The following is a 16,191-nucleotide window of genomic DNA, read 5'->3' as shown; positions in this document are numbered from 1 at the left end:
AGATGAAAATCGATCAAATAAAACGTGTTTATCTGTTGGGTATTGGTGGAATCGGGATGAGCGGATTGGCACGGTATTTCTTTCATTTGGGTTGCGAAGTTGCGGGCTATGACCGTACCTCTACTGAATTGACTAGAACTTTAGAATCTGAAGGTATTTCAATTAGCTATACAGATGATCAGGAGACCGTACCTACTGCGTTTCAATCGTTGAACGATGATATCTTGTTGATATTTACGCCTGCTATTCCAAAGGATTTGCAACTCAAGGCTTATTTCTTGGGTTTAGGATTTGAGTTGTATAAACGTTCTCAGGTACTGGGCTTGATCTCGGAAAGTAGGTTTACCATTGCGGTCGCAGGAACGCATGGGAAAACGACGACTTCGAGTATGGTGGCTCATATCTTAAAAGACAGCGGGTATGATTGTTCGGCCTTTTTAGGAGGAATAAGTACGAACTATAATAACAATGTGCTATTTGGGGACAATAATGTGGTGGTAGTGGAAGCCGATGAATATGATCGTTCATTTTTAACATTACATCCTAATATTGCCATCGTAACTTCTGCCGATGCTGATCATTTGGACATTTATGGTGATGCCAATGAATTGATTACATCGTTTAAGTTGTTTTTGGATCGAGTAGTTCCAGGTGGCGAGCAAATCGTGAAAACAGGCTTACCTTTTTCAGGAACCATCAGTTATGCTAGGGAACAGCTGGCAGATGCTTATGCAACGAATGTACAAGTTCAAGATGGAACATTTTACTTCGATTACATCGCTGCCGATTATCAAATAAAAAATATAGCCTTGGGGATTCCGGGTTTGCATAATGTAGAAAATGCAGTGGCTGCAATTACAGTTGCTAAATTATTAGATATTTCTACAGATAAAATTGTTCAAGCGCTAGGAAACTTCAAAGGAGTTAAGCGTCGTTTTGAATACCTGGTAAAATCCGATTCTTCGGTTTACATCGATGATTATGCGCATCACCCTGAAGAGTTGAGGGCATTTTTAACATCCATGAAAAAACTGTATCCGAACAAAAAATTGACGGTTGTTTTTCAACCACATTTATTTAGTAGGACCCGAGATTTTGTCGATGGATTTGCGGAAGTATTGGCATTGGCTGATGAGTTAATGTTGATGGAAATTTATCCGGCACGAGAATTACCAATCGAAGGGGTAGACTCTTCTTGGTTATTAGCTAAAATTAACATGGAGCATAAACGCTTGGTTAGTCCTGAAGCTGTGCTACAAATCATAACAGAAGAAAAACCGGAATTAGTCGTAACGGTAGGTGCAGGAGATATCGATAAATTAGTCAAACCCATAAAAGAAATACTTTCATGCTAGAACGTATTAAAAACATCCAATGGAAGCAAGTTGCTTTTTTCTTTCTGGGTCTAGTGGCCTTAGGAGGGATTACGATGTTGATGAGTTTAGTGGGTAAGAAAGATGAAGTTCAAGTATGTACTTCCTTAAAAGTGTTGGTGGAGGGAAAGGAAACATTTATCGATCAACAAGATATTTCGACGATTATCAAAGAGAAATTTGGGACAGTGGTTGGTCGCTCCTTAAAGGAAATCCCATTGCAACAAATTGAAAATGAATTGTTGAAGTCACCTTACGTATCGGCTGCAGATGTGCATATGGATATGGATGGTAAAATGCAGGTGGCTGTGCAACAAAGGGATGTCGTAATTCGAATTATTAACCAGCAAGGTCGTGAGTATTACGTGGATTCAAACAATCAAAAAATACCGGTGACTTTAAAATATGTTCCGCATGTAATGGTTGCTAATGGAAATATTTCAGAAGGATATCAAAAGGCTTTAGAACCAGTGAAGTCGAATTTGGTAAAGGATTTAATAAAGATAGTGCAGGAGACTAAAGAAGATGATTTATGGTCCAATCAGATCGTTCAATTATATGTAAATGGGGACCGGGATATCGAAATTGTTCCAAGGGTTGGAAATCAACAATTAATCATTGGAAATGCAGATTCCTTGCATTATAAATTGGATCGATTAACCACATTTTATAAACACATCTTACCCAAAGTGGGTAGCGATGCGTACAGCAAAGTGAATGTGAAATATGGAGGACAAATTGTTTGCGAACGTAAAGGAGATTGGTTCATGGATAGTTTGCAAATGAAAATGAATAAGAAAGTATTATAAGAAATTGAGTAAAGTAATATACAGCATCAAACACAGCATATGAAACCTAGAATTGTAGAAAATGAAAAAGAAAATCCAATCGTAGTTGGATTGGATATCGGAACAACAAAGATTTGTGTTACGGTAGGTCGTCGTAGTGGTTCTAATAAGGTGGAGTTATTGGGTGTAGGTAAAGCGGAGTCTGCAGGAGTTAATCGTGGTGTGGTTGCCAATATCCAAAAAACCGTAACTAGTATTCGAGAGGCCGTATCGGTGGCAGAAGGACAATCGAATGTGGATATCAAGATTGTGAATGTGGGCATTGCGGGGCAGCACATCAAAAGTATTCAGCACCGGGGAATTTTAACGAAAAATGACGATGATGAAATCGGTCGTTTGGATATAGAACGATTAATTTCGGATATGTTCAAATTGGTTTTACCTCCAGGAGAAGAAATTATTCATGTTTTGCCTCAGGAATTTACCATCGATAATGAACCGGGAATTAAGGAGCCGATTGGAATGGCTGGAAGACGTGTGGAAGCGAATTTTCACATCATCTCTGGTCGTGTAACCGACATTAAAAATATTAAACGTTGTGTAGACAATGCAGATTTAGAAGTTTCAGAATTAATTCTGGAGCCTTTAGCCTCTTCTGAAGCTGTATTGGATGAGGAAGAAAAAACTGCAGGCGTTGTACTCGTGGATATTGGTGGTGGTACTACGGATGTCGCTATTTTCCATGAAGGTATAATTCGTCATACGGCTGTAATTCCTTTAGGAGGAAACATCGTGACGGAAGATATTCGTCAAGGATGTGCTGTATTACGTAACCAAGCAGAACAACTTAAGGTTCGTTATGGTTCGGCATTAGCGGATGAAAATAAAGATAATGAAGTGATTTGTGTTCCTGGAATTCGTGGTAGAGATGCAAAAGAGATTTCGATTAAAAATCTAGCGTATATTATTCAAGCTAGAATGGAAGAAATTATCGAGCACGTATACTATGAAATTAAATCTTCTGGGTATGAAAATAAATTGATTGCTGGTATAGTAATCACTGGTGGTGGAGCACAATTAAAGCATTTAGTTCAGTTGGTGGAATACATTACAGGGATCGATTGTAGAATCGGTTATCCAAATGAGTATTTAGCGAAAACGGACATGCTGAATAAACAAGCATTGGAAGAATTAAAGAGTCCACTATATGCAACAGGTATTGGTTTATTAATAAAAGGTATTCAGTCCATTGAGGAAGATGAGAAACGGAATGAAGAGAAAATTGTTAAAAAAGCAGGTCCTGTAAACGAAAAAGCGAAAGCTGGCGTTAAAGAAATAATGGATACGAAGAACAGAACAGACAGTTGGTTGACTCGTATTTTAGGAGATTGGATTAAGGATGGTGCCGACATTGATGACGATACTTTTATCGGAAAAAAATAATTATCCACATGCCTATGTTTTTTCCACATTCTAACAAATGTGGAAAACTGTTGTTAAGAATTTGCTAATATTACATTAGAATTGTTGAGTCAAGATACGTAAACGTAATCGATTGATGAAGAATTAAATAGGAAAATTATATGTCGATACAATTTGAGATGTTAAAGGAGAATTCATCAATTATCAAGGTAATTGGTGTTGGTGGTGGCGGTGGAAATGCCGTTAATCACATGTACAAGCAAGGAATAAGTGGTGTAGATTTCATCGTATGTAATACGGATGCGCAAGCATTGGAATTAAGCCCGATTCCAAATAAGGTACAATTAGGAGTTAGTTTGACAGAAGGTATGGGTGCGGGTGCAGATCCAGACGTAGGTGAGAACTCAGCGATTGAAAGTATTGAAGATATCAAACGTATGTTAGGTACCAATACCAAGATGTTGTTTATTACTGCGGGTATGGGTGGTGGTACCGGTACTGGAGCCAGTCCTGTCTTAGCGAAAGCTGCGAAGGAGTTAGGTATCCTTACGGTGGCTATAGTTACTACTCCCTTTACATTTGAAGGAAAAAGACGACGCATGCAAGCCGAAGATGGTTTGGAAGAATTGCGTAAGTATGTAGATTCCTATTTAGTAATTTCAAATGATCGTTTGCGTGAGATCTTTGGTAATTTAACGATGACCGCTGCTTTCGCAAAAGCAGATGATATTTTGACTACAGCGGCAAAAGGTATCGCTGAAATAATCACCATTCCTGGCTATGTGAACGTCGATTTTAAAGATGTTAGAACGGTTATGAATGATAGTGGTGTCGCCATTATGGGTAATGCTGTCTCTAAAGGTGAACATCGCGCATTGGAAGCGGTAACTGGCGCATTAGCTTCGCCATTATTAAAAGATAATGAAATCGAAGGAGCTCGCTATATCTTATTAAACATTACCTCTGGAACGCGTGAAGTGACGATGGATGAGGTGGCTATTATTACAGATTATATCCAAGAAAAAGCAGGCTTATCTGCTGATTTAATTTGGGGTAATTGTATTGATGAAAATTATGAAGAGGAACTTTCTGTTACCATTATTGCAACGGGTTTTCAAACCGCAGAACAGCGTGTAAAAGAGAAAGAAAAGGAGAAAATTGCTATTCCCTTAACTCCGGAAGTGCAAACTTCAGCCTTCGTAAAGCCCGTAGTAACGAATCAATTTGCAGAACGTACGGCTGTTAATCCAAGTAATTTTGTGAAAGCAGCTCAGCCGGTAGAAACGACGACACCAGAACCTCCTCAAACGGATTTGTTCTCAAACAAGGTGAATGTACCTACACAAGCGGTTGTTGTTGAAAGTGCAGATCCTCAGTTGATTCGCCATACCTTGGAAATGGATCAAACATCAGATATGGAAGAGGTAGAAGAAGACCCTAATCCACATGGATTTGAGTTAAAAACTTCGGCATCTTTATTTGAGTTTAAGTTGCCTACCGTATTTGATGCCTACCAATCTACTGCGCAAGAGGAACAAGAATTAGAAGAATTTCAACCCAAAGCGGAACTAGAATTAGAAGAAGCAAAAATAGAAGAGTCTAATTTTGAAGATCAACTGCTAAAAACTAAAGAACGTATTTTGCGTTTGAAAGAATTAAGCATGAAATTGAAGTCTTCAAATGGCCTTCAAGAATTGGAAAGTGAGCCAGCTTACAAAAGGAAACAAAAGACCTTAGATGATGTGCCTCATTCTTCACAGTCTCAAGTTTCTCGTTTTACATTATCATTTGATGATGGTGAAACAGAGATTAGACCAAACAATTCATTCTTACATGATAATGTAGATTAACATAATCCTATTTAATTAAAAAAGGGCAATCATTCGGATTGCCCTTTTTTGTTTTTTATTTTTAAATATCAAAAAAGATATTAATTTTAAGGTAGTTACTATAAATTAATAAATAAATCTTAAAGTTATGGCAAGTATTGATAAGTTTAAAGAATTGAAGTCTCTAATAGACGGTTTGGAGGGTGATGCGGATAAATTTTACAGCAAAGGAAATAGTACTGCAGGTACGCGAATCAGGAAAGGATTGCAAGACATTAAAAATTTGTCGCAATCGTTGCGATTGGGAATCCAAGAGTTGAAAAATAAGAAATAGTATTTTTTATACTATGTACAATAAAGCCCATTCATGGGCTTTTTTTCTGTAATGCTAGCTGTAAATTAGGCTTGTTAATCTTTTCCTACTTAGGTTAATACTGGTTATTTTTGTTTAAATCAGAAATTATAAAAAATTGAATGAATAAAATACAAAATCCGATCTGGTTGATGAGTTCGGCATACAACCAACTGACACAAGATGAATTGTTGCAAAGTGCGCGTGAAAGTGGAGCTCAAGGGATCGATCTATGTGTCTTTCGAAAAGATGGATCTCGTGTGGATCATACAGCGACCCACCTAGACTATGAGGGCTTTGCCTTGGAACAAGCGAAAGTCACCTTGTCAAAGTTTAATGAGGCTGGTCTTCGTTTATCGCTAGGAGCATTTGAAAATATGATTGGTGGTCCTGAAGACGAGCAATTAAAGAATCAAAATCATTTGTTAAAATTGATTCGCATAGCTTATTTACTAGGCGGGGATGAAAATGATGTTAAAGTTGGAACTTTTGTAGGCTATAATCATGAACTTGGTAATGAGATTGATGGCTTTCAGAAGAATTTAGACAAGTATAAGCGTGTTTTTTCTCCGATTGTAAAGTATGCGGAAGACTTAGGGGTAACCCTTGTGTATGAGAATTGTCCGATGGAAGGTTGGCGTTCAGCGAGGTATTCGACGACCTATAATAATTTGCCTGGGGTGTTGGCTGCACGCAAAATAATGTATGCGATGATCCCTAGTCCTGCTCATGGGGAAATTTATGATCCTTCGCATGATATATGGCAAAATACCAATCCTGTGGACGTAATTCAATTAATGGATATTGATCGATTAAAACGCATTCATGTCAAGACCACTCGAATGAATCATGGGAAATCATTGACCGAGTGGGGAGGGATGTATCCGATGCAAATGCTCGATGAGGACTTGGCAGCGATCGCTGGGGTAAGTATTCCGCAGCATGATTGGGATAGACACCATTATACAGCCATGCTGCCGGGTTTTGGCGGAACAGACCATATGGACTGGAGCAGTTTTGTGAACGTTCTCCATAAGCGAGGATTTGCGGGTGTATTTGAAATTGAGAATGAGGCTAAGAATTCCAAGGATACGCATAATATGGCGGCGATCAATCAAGGGGCTAAGGCCTGTATAAATTTCTTAGCACCATTGCTCTGGGAATTAGGGGAAGAGGGGTATCAATATACTGAACAAAAAGCGCTGAAGGAAATTAATCGCGCAGATATTCCTGTGCGCACCATGTCCGAATTTTAGTTGTATAAGGATAAAAAAAAGGAATAAGTTAAACTTATTCCTTTTCGGTATTCATTTTAAACAGGGATATTAAATCTGGAATATTGGTAACCCCTAGTTTTTCAAATATTCTGCTTTTATAAGTACTCACAGTTGAAGAGCTGAGGTTTAAACGGCTAGACACTTCAATGATACCTAATCCTTCGATCAGATGCCTAGCAACGTCCATTTCGCGGTTAGATAATTTAAACAAAGGGTTTAAACTGTCTACTTTAGATTTGCTTGTTGTTAACTTTTGAACGTAAAGGTCTTTTATGGCATCAGACATATACCTTCCTCTTTCGAATATGGTATTGATGGCATTGGTGAACTCAGTCATGCTGGTGGTTTTATTGACGTATCCAGCAGCTCCAGCTTCAATATACCTTAAGGCATAGAGGCTTTCATCATAAGAAGAAAAAACTAAAATCTTTAAATCAGGTTGAATTTCTAATAATTCTTTAATCACCTTTATATTGTTTCCTCCTGGCATGTTGATGTCCAAAAGTAAAAGATCGTATCTATTGTTTTTAAGTTGCTCAAAAACTTCGTCATAAGTTTGAGCGTGGGTGATTTCGACAGATTTAATGGTTTCTTTAATTGCTGTCGAAACTCCTAAGCGTACAATAATGTGGTCGTCAGCTATTAGAATTTTTTTCATATGTTGATTGTCGCATTACTAGCTAAATATATTTTCAAGTAAGAAGTGTAATAAGTTTTAGCGGCTGAAAAATTGTTTTTAGCAGTTAATTAGTTTCTTCAAATATAATAAATTTAGTCATATTCGAATGGTTTTAATTTTTTTTTGATATTAGTAAGCTAATTAAAATTCTAAAGTAATATTTATTTTTAAAATAATTTTATTTTACGGTATTAAAGCATTTTTTTTGTTAAAATTTTATATTTTAATAGTTGCAATTAGCTATTTTATTCACAATTAATTCAATATAGGAAATGGGATTTTTAAAAGAGTTTAAAGAATTTGCAATGCGCGGTAGCGTCATTGATTTAGCAGTCGGTGTGGTAATTGGAGGGGCATTTGGTAAAATTGTGACCTCATTAGTGGATGATATTATTATGCCTCCAATTGGATTTGTCACTGGAGGGGTCGACTTTTCTGCATTGAAATATGTATTAAAGGAAGCTAATGAAGCTGCTGGCGTCACAGAGGTAGCGGTAAACTATGGTAATTTCATCAATGTATTAATCCAATTTATCATTGTTGCATTCTGTATTTTTATGGTGATCAAAGGGTTGAACTCGATGAAGAGAGAGAAGCCTGCGGAACCTGAGGTGGCTCCGGCTCCAACTAAGGAAGAAGCATTGTTGACGGAAATCAGAGATATTTTAAAGAATAAATAAGCTTGATATTCAAGCTTTGAAGCAAGTAAACCAAGATTAATGGCTTGGATTTACTTGCTTTTTAAATTTAAATCCAATATAGTGTTGCGGAATTGTGAAATAAACTTTATTTTTGCATTCCTGTTTAGGGACAGATATTGAATAAACGTATTAAAACAAGCATACAAGCGTCATGAAGAGAACATTTCAGCCTTCACAAAGAAAAAGAAGAAATAAGCACGGTTTTAGAGAGCGTATGAGCTCAGCTAATGGTAGAAGAGTATTAGCTTCTCGTAGAGCTAAAGGTAGAAAACGCCTTTCAGTTTCTGACGAATACCGTCACAAAGGTTAATTTTAAATTCGCCGGTGATAGGAAGACCGCGCTAATATAGCCGGATTAATGGTCATCGAGATGAAAAAAAATACATTTACTAAAGAAGAACGATTATGCAGTAAAAGGAGCATAGACTACCTTTTCCTTAATGGTTCTTCTTTTGTTGTGTATCCTTTTAGGATTGTATATACTGTTTCCTCCCAGGAATCGACAGGAGCAATTCAAGCCATCATTTCAGTTTCAAAGCGTAGATTTAAACGTGCAGTAGCTCGTAATCGGATAAAGCGTCTGATGCGCGAATGCTATCGTTTAGAAAAACACAAGCTATATGATTTTTTGGCGGATCAATCCTTACCTTTGTTATTAGCTATGCAATACATCGGGAAAGAGGTTCTTCCCTATGAGGAACTTCGAGAAAAGATGCATAAGCTATTAGATAAATTAGCAAATGAATTGGATAAATCTAATTTGGGAAAAGGGGATTAAATTACCTATTAAGTGGGTTTTCCTTCTTATTATTCGGTTTTATCAACTATTTATATCTCCATTGTTGGGGGCCAATTGTAGGTATACACCAACATGTTCTCAATATGGGAAAGAAGCAATTTTAAAACATGGTCCATTTCGAGGGGGGTGGTTAACGCTTAAGCGAATTGTTCGTTGTAATCCTTGGGGTGGTCATGGTCATGATCCAGTACCTTAATTTATGTCTACTACTTATATTTTATCGATAGAAACTGCTACTCCTGTGTGTTCTGTTTCTTTATTCTCGGAGCAACAGCTAATACATACCGTTCGCGCATCTGCTGAAAATATGCATGCAAATGAGTTGACCCTATGCATGCAGCGATTACTTGATGAAACGGAAGTCTCGTTTAATCAACTAAGTGCCATTGCCGTAAGTAAAGGTCCTGGTTCTTATACCGGATTAAGAATTGGAGTATCAGCGGCAAAGGGATTATGTTACGCATTGGATATTCCATTAATAGGGATCAATAGTTTATCGGCAATGTTAGGGGGTTACCGGTCGAATAATCCGAATGATGATACAAACCTTTTGTATTGTCCGATGATTGATGCGAGAAGACAAGAAGTTTATACCCTTATGCAGCATGGAGAACTTGGTTTAATAAAAGAAACACATGCATTAATTGTAGATGCAGATACGTTTACATCTTACACAGATCAGGGATGGAAGCCCGTGTTATTTGGGTCTGGGGCAGATAAATTTATCCCGCTATTTGAAAACAATAAGCAAATTCAAATTATACCTCAATTTGAAAGTTTAGCATCGTACCAGATGGAAATGGCTTATGCCTGCTATCAGGCTAAACAGTTTGAAGATATCGCTTATTTTGAACCTTATTACTTGAAAGATTTTATTGCCACTCAGCCTAAGAAAATCTTGTTATAACCATCGTTTTCTTTTAAACCAGATGAAAATGATAAAAGAAATTAAGATCATCACGACCATTAGAAAAGGGTAACCATAATACCATTCTAATTCAGGCATGTTTTTGAAATTCATGCCATATACGCCTACAATAAAGGTTAAAGGCATGAAGAATACAGAAATAATGGTCAAAATACGCATGATTTCGTTTGTATGGTTCGACTCAATATTGAAATATAAGGAAAGTAATTGGGCGGTATTTTCTCCAGTGTTTCTATACAAAGTGTTTGTCCTGGAGTAAATATCGCGTAGATCTTGGGTATAGATGTTTTTATACTCCGGCATATGAAAATAATCTACAATGTCTTTATAAAGTGTTATAATGATTCGGATAAGATCAATCTGCCTTTTGAGGTAATATAATTTTTGGAGAAATGGTTTCCTTCGACTATGTAAAAATACGATTTCCTCATAATCATCTAATTTCAGCGATAAATCTTCAATAATGAGCTTCTCAAAGGTTTTTATTGAAGAAGATACCAGGGAGTTTACGAGACTTTTGCTAGATTTTAATCGTTTGTTTGTTTTATCTAGGTTGATGAGTTCAGAAAGCAAAGAGAGTTGATGCCGATGGACCGTAATGATAAAATCTTCATTGTAAAAAATGGAAATTCTGTTGGTTAAGTCTGTGAGCGTATCGGAGTTTTCAGGGAATTTTTCAGCAATGGAGCGAATAATCAAAAAGTGATAATTCTCAAATTCTTCAATTTTTGGCAAATGACCTATTTCTAAGCAATCTTTGATGGATGCATCATGCAGTTTGAATTTGTCCTTAAGGGTTTCAAAATCCTCCATGCTTGGATTAAAGATATCATACCAATCATAACCATGCTCTTCTTTACTATTGATTTGAGTTATCATAAGTTGTTATTACAAATAGGAAATTAAATAGATTTTATCAACATTCAAAACGATATTCAATTTTATCGACTTAAAAAGTTAAAGTCCTTGCTGATCGTAAAAAATAAAAGCGTTGTTTGATTTCTTCAAACAACGCTTTTAAAAAGGCATTTACTATTTTAATTATTTTTTAGCCGCTTTTTTCTCGGTGTATTCTTTGTTTAACGCATCTACAACAGTGCTGGTGATATCCATAGCAGGATCTGCATAAAGTACAGTTGGATTTGTTTTAGAATAGGTCAAGACGATTTTATAACCTTTTTCTTCGGCATGTTTTTTCATGTAGTCCGTAATCGCGGTATAAACTTTCGTCATTTCAGTTTGTTCTTCTTGCGCTATAGATGAGGAAGCATTCTGGTCCATTTTACCAAGATCATTTTGATGTCTCACTAATCTTTCTTCAGTTGCTTGACGTTCAGTTGCACTCATAGTCGCAGCCTTTTGTTGGTAATCTGCTAATTCTCTTTGGTATGCTTGGCCTTTAGCTTGTAAGTCAGCTTGTGCTTTTTTCACTTTCGCTTCAAGAGTAACACGGATATCTTTAAAATATTGGTATTTCTCTGAAAGGGTGTCAGAATTTACATATACAATTTTTTCTGGTTGAGGGGTTGCTTCAGTAGAAGCAGTAGGCGTTGTGGCCGCAGTTTCAGCACTAGGCTTTTGATTACAAGACATCATTGCTGCAGTAGCTACAATTCCTAAAGTCAGGTTTAAAAATTTATTCATTCTTATCGTATTTTCATTTTTTATTAAACAACAAACTTAAGATAATAAAATGAATTTTTACAAATGCAGGATTAAAACATGAAAAAATAGCAGAATAATAGGGTTATTTTTTATGCGTGTTTTAGCTGTTTATTTGACATCTTAAAGTTTGATAATTAGCCATTAATTTCGTATTTTTGAAAGTTAATCAACAGTAATTTTAATAGTTTTTCATGAGCGAAGAAAATAAAAAAGCATCAACGTATTCTGCCGATAATATTCAGGTTTTAGAAGGATTAGAAGCCGTACGTAAGCGTCCTTCTATGTATATAGGTGATACTGGGGTTAAAGGCCTACATCACCTGGTTTATGAAGTGGTCGATAACTCCATCGATGAAGCTGTTGCGGGTTATTGTAACGATATTCTAGTCACTATACATCCAGATAACTCCATATCTGTAAAAGATAATGGTCGCGGTATTCCGACTGGTATCAATAAAAAAGAAAATAAATCAGCATTAGAATTAGTAATGACTGTGCTCCATGCTGGGGGTAAATTTGATAAAGATACTTATAAAGTTTCTGGAGGATTGCACGGTGTGGGTGTTTCCTGTGTGAACGCATTATCTACGCTATTGCGTGCTGAAGTGTATCGTGATGGAAAGATTTATGTTCAAGAATATGAAAAGGGTAAGCCAAGATTTGATGTGAAGGAAATTGGCGAAAGTGATGTTACGGGTACAATAGTAACCTTTCATCCAGATCCTGAAATTTTCACCACAACCGTTGTTTATAATTACGATACATTGGCCAATCGCTTACGCGAATTGTCTTTCTTAAATAAAGGAATTACATTGACTATTGTGGATGAGCGTGAGGTGTTGGATAATGGTGAGCTTAAATCACAAGTATTCTTCTCTGAGGGTGGACTTCAAGAATTTGTTAAGTTTTTGGATGGTAACCGACAATCCATAATACCAGATCCAATTTATGTGGAGGGTATAAAACAAGGGGTTCCTGTGGAATTGGCCTTACAATATAATGATACCTATACGGAGAATGTACATTCTTACGTCAATAATATTAATACGATAGAAGGTGGTTCACACGTAGCTGGTTTTCGTCGAGGATTAACCCGTACCCTTAAAAAGTATGCGGATGACTCGGGTTTGTTAAAGAATTTGAAAGTTGATATTACAGGAGATGATTTTCGTGAAGGATTGACCGCTGTAATATCTGTAAAAGTTGCTGAACCGCAGTTTGAAGGACAAACAAAAACGAAATTAGGTAACTCTGAAGTAATGGGTGCTGTGGATGTAGCGGTAGGTGAAATCTTAAGCTCCTATTTAGAGGAAAACCCACGTGAAGCGAAGCAGATCGTTCAGAAAGTAGTAATTGCTGCGCAAGCACGTGCAGCAGCACGTAAAGCTAGAGAGTTAGTTCAACGTAAAACGGTGATGGGTGGCTCTGGTTTGCCTGGTAAATTAGCCGATTGTTCTGATAATGATCCTGTAAAATGTGAAATATTCTTCGTGGAGGGGGATTCTGCAGGGGGTACTGCAAAACAAGGTCGTGATCGTAAAACGCAAGCAATTATGCCTTTAAGGGGTAAGATATTGAATGTTGAAAAAGCGATGGAACATAAGATCTATGAAAACGAAGAGATCAAAAATATGTTCACTGCCTTAGGCGTTAGTATTGGTACTGCTGAGGATTCCAAGGCTTTGAATATAGATAAATTGCGTTATCATAAAATCATCATCATGACGGATGCGGATGTGGATGGTTCTCACATCGCTACCTTATTGTTGACTTTCTACTTCCGTTATATGAAAGAGTTAATTGAGCGTGGATATGTTTACATTGCTACGCCTCCTTTATATATGGTGAAAAAAGGGAAAGAGTTTGAATATGCTTGGACTGAGGATCAACGTTTATCAGCCATTCAGCGCTTAAGAGGAGCTGGAAAAGAAGATAGCGTTCACGTTCAACGGTATAAAGGACTTGGAGAAATGAACGCAGAACAATTGTGGGATACGACCATGGATCCAAATAGACGTACCTTACGTCAAGTTACGATAGACAATGCGGCGGAATGTGATCGTATATTTTCGATGTTAATGGGCGATGAAGTTGCTCCACGTCGAGAGTTTATTGAGAATAATGCGCGATATGCAAAAATTGATATTTAATCAATGAAATATAATTTAAAGTAAAGCCGGCTATTTATAGCCGGCTTTATTTTTTGTATCGATTTAGGCCACTCAGCTAAACCAAACTTTTAAGTCAAATATTATTAATTTAAAAGATAATTAATTTCAAGTAAATTTAAGTCAGTTACCTTTAGTCTAATGATCGATTTTGCTCATTATTTTGTCTTGTAGGTATGTCTGCTTCATTTTGGTTGACTATTGTTTTTTTTCTTGCATCCCATAGAATTCTTGCCCAACAGGATATGGAGGACGTTTTGGCGTTTCAATTGTTGGCATCTATGAAGGATGAAGAAAGTTATGAATTCTATTCTGAACGATTGAAAGAATTGATCCTTCATCCGTTGGATTTAAACCAGGTAAACGAAGAAAATTTAGCCTATCTTTTTTTTCTTAGTCCTTATCAGATTCAACAGTTGCTAGATTATCGATCGTTTGCAGGGCCTTTCTTTTCCCCATTGGAATTGCAAGCCATTCCAGGTTTTACGTTAGAAACTATTCAATTGATGCTGCCATTTGTACAGGTAGGAACCGGTGTTTCCAGCAGTAAATTGATGAATACGAATTGGAAATCCAATATTAATGGTTCTTTAATGAGCACTTACAGCCGGGTTTTACAATCGCAAAGAGGATATGAAATAACCGACCCTCATCGGTCTGCATATTTGGGTAGTCCTGATCGATTAGCCATCCGATTGAGGATGTCCATTCAAAAGTATATGCAATTGTCTTTGAATATGGAGAAAGATGCGGGAGAGCCATTCTTTGCCTATAAACAACGAATGGGATTTGATCATTATTCAGGATCCATTTTAGTTAGACCTGGAAAAAGAATAAACAAAGTACTGGTTGGGGATTATAATTTACAATTTGGACAAGGCCTTTGGTTGTGGACAGGGAATCGATATTCGGCAGGGGAAGGTGTTGGGCAAGTAATCAGTCATCCAAATGGTATTATCCCGCATACCGGCATGGCAGAGAGTAGGTTTATGCGGGGAGTTGCCAGCAGCGTAACATTTGGACAATTGATGCTGTCCCCATTTTTGGCGTATAATCAATACAGCGCTACGGTTCAACAACATGAGGATGGTTTTGTGCGTAGTATCAATTATTCTGGATTGCATCGTACCCCGAGTGAACAACGGAATAGAAAGGCTTTGGGGCAGTGGGTTATGGGGACTCATCTTTTGTTTACGACAGGTTCTTGGAAATTTGGAACTGGATGGTCCAGTTTGTTTTTTGATAAGGAAATTAGGCCCAATACCAGCAATAATTTAGGGTATCGTTTTCAGGGAGATCAATTGGAATCTTTCTCTTTAGACTTTCAATACCACTGGAAGCAGGTTTTAATTTTTGGGGAATCCGCACATAGTGTGGGAGCTGGATTTGCGCATTATTACGGTTTGATTACTGGATTGGGAGAGAAGTTTTCTATCGCTGTGAGTTATCGGGATTACCAGAAAAACTACCTGCAATTTTTTGCTCAATCATTTCAAGAACAAAGTAATTTGGGAAATGAACGCGGCTTGTTTTTGGTGGTTGATTATCATCCTTCCAAATGGATGACCTGGAGTCATAGTATAGATAGAATGTACGCTCCGGGAATTAGGTTTCGTGCAAAGGAACCGAGTTATGGTTGGCGATTTCAATCGCAGTATACGTATCGCTGGCATAAAAGAGGAATTCTAAAATTGAAATATCAGATTAAATCCATGGAAGAGAATTACCGGTCTAACCTTCAAATTCCTGAGGGTTTGGCGGAGGTGACTAGGCATCAATTTCGAGTGATGAATCAACTTAAATTAACGGAAACTTGGCATATTGCTCATGGGTTTGAATATAAATTTTTCTCCAAGGATGCTGAAGATGATTCTCAAGGCTATTTAATTTATCAAGATATTTTATGGAAGAATGTATGGAACTGCTTTTATGGCAATATTCGTTTTTCCTATTTTGATACTTCGGACTATAATTCAAGAATTTATATTTATGAACGGGATGTATTGCATGCCTTTTCTTTTCCCGCATATTATCGAAAGGGAATAAGGCTTTACAGTAATCATCGATTTAAAGTAATAAGAAACCTTGATTTTTGGGCTAAGTTTGGTTGGAGTAATTATTTTAATGAAGAATCCTTAGGTTCTGGGCTGGATATTATCAAGGGGCCGAATAAATCAGAAATTAAGTTTCAAATTCGATATTCCTGGTAG

Annotated in this window: 16 protein-coding genes; 13 read left to right on the top strand and 3 right to left on the bottom strand. The window is 37.0% G+C overall.

The features are described from left to right. Positions 1–2: 2 nt before the first annotated feature. From murC to ACFRAE_RS02220, 6 genes are all read left to right on the top strand, one after another. Positions 3–1,355 (top strand): UDP-N-acetylmuramate--L-alanine ligase, encoded by a 1,353-nt coding sequence (murC, locus tag ACFRAE_RS02245; RefSeq protein ID WP_422795486.1) that lies wholly within the window; start codon positions 3–5, stop codon positions 1,353–1,355. After that, positions 1,349–2,182 (top strand): cell division protein FtsQ, encoded by an 834-nt coding sequence (locus ACFRAE_RS02240; RefSeq protein WP_422795485.1) that lies wholly within the window; start codon positions 1,349–1,351, stop codon positions 2,180–2,182. The genes murC and ACFRAE_RS02240 overlap by 7 nt, the downstream gene beginning before the upstream one ends. A gap of 39 nt (positions 2,183–2,221) precedes the next feature. Next, positions 2,222–3,604, top strand: coding sequence for a cell division protein FtsA (gene ftsA, locus ACFRAE_RS02235; RefSeq protein ID WP_422795484.1), 1,383 nt, complete (start codon positions 2,222–2,224; stop codon positions 3,602–3,604). Between the two features lie 140 nt (positions 3,605–3,744). Then, positions 3,745–5,433: a cell division protein FtsZ gene (gene ftsZ / locus ACFRAE_RS02230; protein WP_422795483.1), complete on the top strand. Its 1,689-nt coding sequence runs from the start codon at positions 3,745–3,747 to the stop codon at positions 5,431–5,433. 127 nt (positions 5,434–5,560) lie between these two features. After that, positions 5,561–5,746, top strand: coding sequence for a histone H1 (locus ACFRAE_RS02225; protein WP_422795482.1), 186 nt, complete (start codon positions 5,561–5,563; stop codon positions 5,744–5,746). A gap of 140 nt (positions 5,747–5,886) precedes the next feature. Next, positions 5,887–7,020 (top strand): sugar phosphate isomerase/epimerase family protein, encoded by a 1,134-nt coding sequence (locus ACFRAE_RS02220; protein WP_422795481.1) that lies wholly within the window; start codon positions 5,887–5,889, stop codon positions 7,018–7,020. A gap of 34 nt (positions 7,021–7,054) precedes the next feature. Here ACFRAE_RS02220 and ACFRAE_RS02215 read toward each other — a convergent pair whose 3' ends face one another. Next, positions 7,055–7,699 (bottom strand): response regulator, encoded by a 645-nt coding sequence (locus ACFRAE_RS02215; protein WP_422795480.1) that lies wholly within the window; start codon positions 7,697–7,699, stop codon positions 7,055–7,057. Between the two features lie 293 nt (positions 7,700–7,992). Here ACFRAE_RS02215 and mscL point away from each other — a divergent pair, with 293 nt between their 5' ends. The 5 genes from mscL to tsaB all read left to right on the top strand — a co-directional run bounded on the left by mscL (position 7,993) and on the right by tsaB (position 10,127). Next, positions 7,993–8,400, top strand: coding sequence for a large-conductance mechanosensitive channel protein MscL (gene mscL, locus ACFRAE_RS02210; protein ID WP_422795479.1), 408 nt, complete (start codon positions 7,993–7,995; stop codon positions 8,398–8,400). A 172-nt stretch (positions 8,401–8,572) separates the two neighbouring features. Then, on the top strand, positions 8,573–8,731 hold the full coding sequence (gene rpmH, locus ACFRAE_RS02205; protein WP_086947645.1) for a 50S ribosomal protein L34: 159 nt from the start codon (positions 8,573–8,575) through the stop codon (positions 8,729–8,731). Positions 8,732–8,791: 60 nt separating this feature from the next. After that, positions 8,792–9,199 carry a ribonuclease P protein component gene (rnpA, locus tag ACFRAE_RS02200; protein ID WP_422795478.1) on the top strand — a complete coding sequence of 136 codons (408 nt, stop codon included), beginning with the start codon at positions 8,792–8,794 and terminating at the stop codon, positions 9,197–9,199. Next, positions 9,162–9,416 (top strand): membrane protein insertion efficiency factor YidD, encoded by a 255-nt coding sequence (gene yidD / locus ACFRAE_RS02195; protein WP_422795477.1) that lies wholly within the window; start codon positions 9,162–9,164, stop codon positions 9,414–9,416. The genes rnpA and yidD overlap by 38 nt, the downstream gene beginning before the upstream one ends. A gap of 3 nt (positions 9,417–9,419) precedes the next feature. Beyond that, positions 9,420–10,127, top strand: a complete 708-nt coding sequence (tsaB, locus tag ACFRAE_RS02190) for a tRNA (adenosine(37)-N6)-threonylcarbamoyltransferase complex dimerization subunit type 1 TsaB (RefSeq protein WP_422795476.1) — start codon at positions 9,420–9,422, stop codon at positions 10,125–10,127. On the opposite strand, the gene ACFRAE_RS02185 is transcribed toward tsaB, so the two are convergent. Together ACFRAE_RS02185 and ACFRAE_RS02180 are read right to left on the bottom strand one after the other, a co-directional pair. After that, positions 10,122–11,027, bottom strand: coding sequence for a CorA family divalent cation transporter (locus tag ACFRAE_RS02185; RefSeq protein ID WP_422795475.1), 906 nt, complete (start codon positions 11,025–11,027; stop codon positions 10,122–10,124). The genes tsaB and ACFRAE_RS02185 overlap by 6 nt on opposite strands. A 162-nt stretch (positions 11,028–11,189) precedes the next feature. Then, a complete protein-coding gene (locus ACFRAE_RS02180) occupies positions 11,190–11,792 on the bottom strand; it encodes an OmpH family outer membrane protein (RefSeq protein WP_422795474.1) in 603 nt (200 codons plus the stop codon). Between the two features lie 212 nt (positions 11,793–12,004). Here ACFRAE_RS02180 and gyrB point away from each other — a divergent pair, with 212 nt between their 5' ends. Continuing rightward, a complete protein-coding gene (gyrB, locus tag ACFRAE_RS02175) occupies positions 12,005–13,963 on the top strand; it encodes a DNA topoisomerase (ATP-hydrolyzing) subunit B (protein ID WP_422795473.1) in 1,959 nt (652 codons plus the stop codon). A gap of 194 nt (positions 13,964–14,157) precedes the next feature. After that, the gene (locus tag ACFRAE_RS02170; RefSeq protein WP_422795472.1) at positions 14,158–16,191 is read left to right on the top strand and encodes a helix-hairpin-helix domain-containing protein; all 2,034 of its coding nucleotides are present in this window, start codon (positions 14,158–14,160) and stop codon (positions 16,189–16,191) included.

The organism is Sphingobacterium sp. HJSM2_6 (assembly GCF_049316305.1).
Classification (GTDB): domain Bacteria; phylum Bacteroidota; class Bacteroidia; order Sphingobacteriales; family Sphingobacteriaceae; genus Sphingobacterium.
The sequence above is the reverse complement of the archived record's forward strand: the minus strand, read 5'-3'. Positions and strand labels throughout refer to the sequence as shown.